Annotated in this window: 4 protein-coding genes; all 4 read right to left on the bottom strand. The window is 47.4% G+C overall.

Features of this window, described 5'->3' with window-relative positions; all coding sequences use genetic code 11:
- A partial coding sequence (locus RMO52_RS06750; RefSeq protein ID WP_310412146.1) for an NAD-dependent epimerase/dehydratase family protein occupies positions 1-648 on the bottom strand: 648 nt, incomplete at its 3' end.
- A 200-nt stretch (positions 649-848) separates the two neighbouring features.
- Entirely contained in the window at positions 849-1928 is a 1080-nt protein-coding gene (gmd, locus tag RMO52_RS06745) for a GDP-mannose 4,6-dehydratase (protein ID WP_309743564.1), read from the bottom strand.
- A gap of 110 nt (positions 1929-2038) precedes the next feature.
- Positions 2039-2734, bottom strand: coding sequence for a sugar transferase (locus tag RMO52_RS06740; protein WP_309743566.1), 696 nt, complete (start codon positions 2732-2734; stop codon positions 2039-2041).
- Between the two features lie 75 nt (positions 2735-2809).
- Positions 2810-3168, bottom strand: a 359-nt coding sequence (locus RMO52_RS06735; protein ID WP_310412143.1) for a glycosyltransferase, incomplete at its 5' end; no start/stop codon positions are given.

Raw genomic sequence — 3168 nt, 5'->3', positions numbered from 1 at the left:
AAATTCCCGGCTGGGACTACCATCACCCCACACTTGAATCTGTTTATCGCCCGCAATTTGGGCTTCATGTACTTTCCGAATTAAAGCTGGAATTACGTGGGAACTTTCGGGTTTAAAATTGTCCGCAGGGCCATATAAGTTTACAGGTAAGAGATAGATACCATTGAATCCATACTGCTGACGGTAAGATTGTAATTGCACCAGGAGTGCCTTTTTAGCAATACCATAAGGGGCATTAGTTTCTTCGGGATAACCATTCCAAAGATCTTCTTCTTTAAATGGCACGGGTGTGAATTTAGGATAGGCGCAAATCGTCCCGACGCACACAAATTTACCCACTCCCGCTTGATAAGCAGCATGAATTAACTGAGTGCCCATCATCAAATTATCGTAAAATAATTCGGCAGGTTTGAGTTGATTTAAACCAATCCCACCAACGTGTGCGGCGAGATGGACGATAACATCTTGATTTTCAACTGCCCGATGGCAGTTTTCGAGTACCCGCAAATCACAATCGGCAGATCGGGTCACGGTAATCTTATCGGGATGGGCACCGCGATCGTAAAGTTGCTCGATTACCTGTTGTCCGAGGAATCCGGCACCGCCAGTAACGAGAATACGCTGGGTGGATAGATCTAATGTTGTCATAAATTCTGTTAATGTTGGTGTCGAAACTTGACCGATAAAGGTAGGCACTCCGTGAGGATAAATAAATATCCTTAGCATCAAGATAACTTGTAACCGAAATGGTCGGTTGGGCGGGTCACCCGCCCAGCAGCAGTACCTACCAGACATCCTACGACTTTTGACTTAGATTTATGACTGACAACCGATGGTAGGATGCGACCTCAATCGTGCATGGTTGCTAGTGCTTGACGGACGATCGCGACATCGGGCAGGACTTCTTCACCGTGATAGTTAGGTGATTTGATACCAAGGGCGTGAAGATCGGTATCGACCATCAAATGGACTAATTCGGTGAATGTGACCGATGGTTTCCAGCCTAGTTTAGTTTGAGCTTTGGTCGGATCGCCAATCAATAATTCTACTTCCGCCGGACGTAAATAGCGCGAGTCAAATTCAACATAATCTTTCCAGTTGAGATTGACATAATCGAACGCAATGGTGAGGAATTCATGAATCGCATGAGTTTCGCCAGTCGCGATCACATAATCATCTGGTTGCTCTTGTTGCAACATCATCCACATGGCGACTACATAGTCCTTGGCATAGCCCCAATCGCGTTTGGATTCGAGATTACCTAGATAGAGTTTATCTTGCTGCTTAGCCATAATCCGGGCGATCGCGCGGGTAATTTTGCGGGTGACAAAGGTCTCACCCCGACGCGGCGATTCGTGATTGAATAAAATCCCGTTACAGCCGAAGATATTATATGATTCGCGGTAGTTTATGGTTTGCCAGTGGGCGAATAATTTGCCGCAAGCGTAGGGACTGCGGGGGTAGAACGGCGTAGTTTCCGATTGGGGCACTTCTTGAACTAAGCCATACATTTCCGATGAGCCAGCTTGATAATATCGGACTTGCAGTTTGGTTCGCAGTTCGTAGTCGCGGATGGCTTCGAGCAAGCGGAGTGCGCCCATTGCCACGGTATCGACGGTATATTCCGGCGCATCGAAACTGACGCGGACGTGGGACTGTGCGCCTAAGTTATAAACTTCATGGGGCTGGGTGAGTTCGAGTAGGCGGCGGAGAGTCACACCATCGGCTAAGTCACCATAATGCAGAAAAAGTTTTGCCCCTGGTGTATGGGGGTCTTGATACAAATGTTCGATCCGATCGGTATTAAAAGTCGATGTCCGCCGAATGATGCCGTGAACTTCGTAGCCTTTAGAAAGTAGCAGCTCAGCTAGATAAGAGCCATCTTGTCCGGTGATTCCGGTGATTAATGCGCGTTTTATTTCTGTCATTTTAGCTGCGATCGGTTATTTCTGTTAAATCGCTAGGGTCTAAGTTCCCCATTATCATAATCCTAATTGCGATCGTCGGCGACCAGTTTTCCCCATCGCCTGCGTTCTGGTTAGTACGCACCATTATTCTTGGGCATTATTGTCATGAGCACAGTTTTGAGAACTATCTGGAGATCCAGCCAGAAGTTGCGGCGTTTGACGTAGCTGACATCGATCCGAATTCTTTGCGCGTAGGGGATATCGTTGCGCCCTGAGACTTGCCATAGTCCCGTAATTCCCGGTCTAATCGTCAACACTCGATCGATCTGAGTACCGTAGCGCTCGATCTCTTCAGGTACCAACGGACGCGGCCCAACGATACTCATTTCACCTTTGAGGACGTTAACAAACTGGGGAAATTCATCTAAATTGGTACTCCGCAGAAATTTACCAATTTTGGTAATGCGTGGGTCTGATTTGAGCTTGAAATTTTCGGAAAACTCTTGCCGCAGCTCTGCTGATTCTGCCATCATTTCCTGGAGGAGTCGATCGGCGTTCGGGATCATCGTCCGAAATTTAATACACCCGAACCGCTGATAGTTCTGACCGACGCGTTCTTGGATATAGAAGACCGAGCCGGAAGAAGTTCCCGCAATTATCAGCGCCAACACAAGATAGAGTGGGGCAAAAACTACCAGCACGAACAGCGAAAAAACAATATCAAATAATCGTTTAGTTAGATCTTGAGACTTATGACGACGGAATACTCTCGTGTTGGCTGCTTGTCTAGCTACCGGACTGGCAATAGGTCGATCGGTTGCGGTCATTTTACTCCTCGATTTCACTCTATCACCAATATTCCCCAGATATGATTGAAAAGTTATGGTTATCTAGGTCGGTACCTACATTTTTACTTCGCTTTGCTGCCGTCGATCGAGCGATTGCCACTGGCTAGTGTAACGATCGAGTAAGCTCAGATATTGGGATCGAAAGATGTCGGTCGCAAAGCCTTCGGCATGAGTGCGAATGTGCGCTGCTTGGAACTGATGTCGATGAGTTTCAAACGTCGCAATCGCGGCGATGATGGCTGCGGTGGTTTGAGTGGGAAACAGAATTCCCGTTCCCCTGTCGGGATGAGCGCGAATGTCTAAGACAGTTTCCGCAGCACCGCCGACTCCATAAGCGATAACTGGTGTACCACAAGCCATCGCTTCTACTAATACAATACCAAAATCTTCGCAAGCTGCATAGACAAATGCTC

The sequence above is a fragment of the Chamaesiphon sp. OTE_8_metabat_110 genome (assembly GCF_031382685.1).
In the GTDB taxonomy this organism is placed as follows: Bacteria; Cyanobacteriota; Cyanobacteriia; order Cyanobacteriales; family Chamaesiphonaceae; genus Chamaesiphon.
This window is presented reverse-complemented; position numbering and strand designations above follow the sequence as displayed.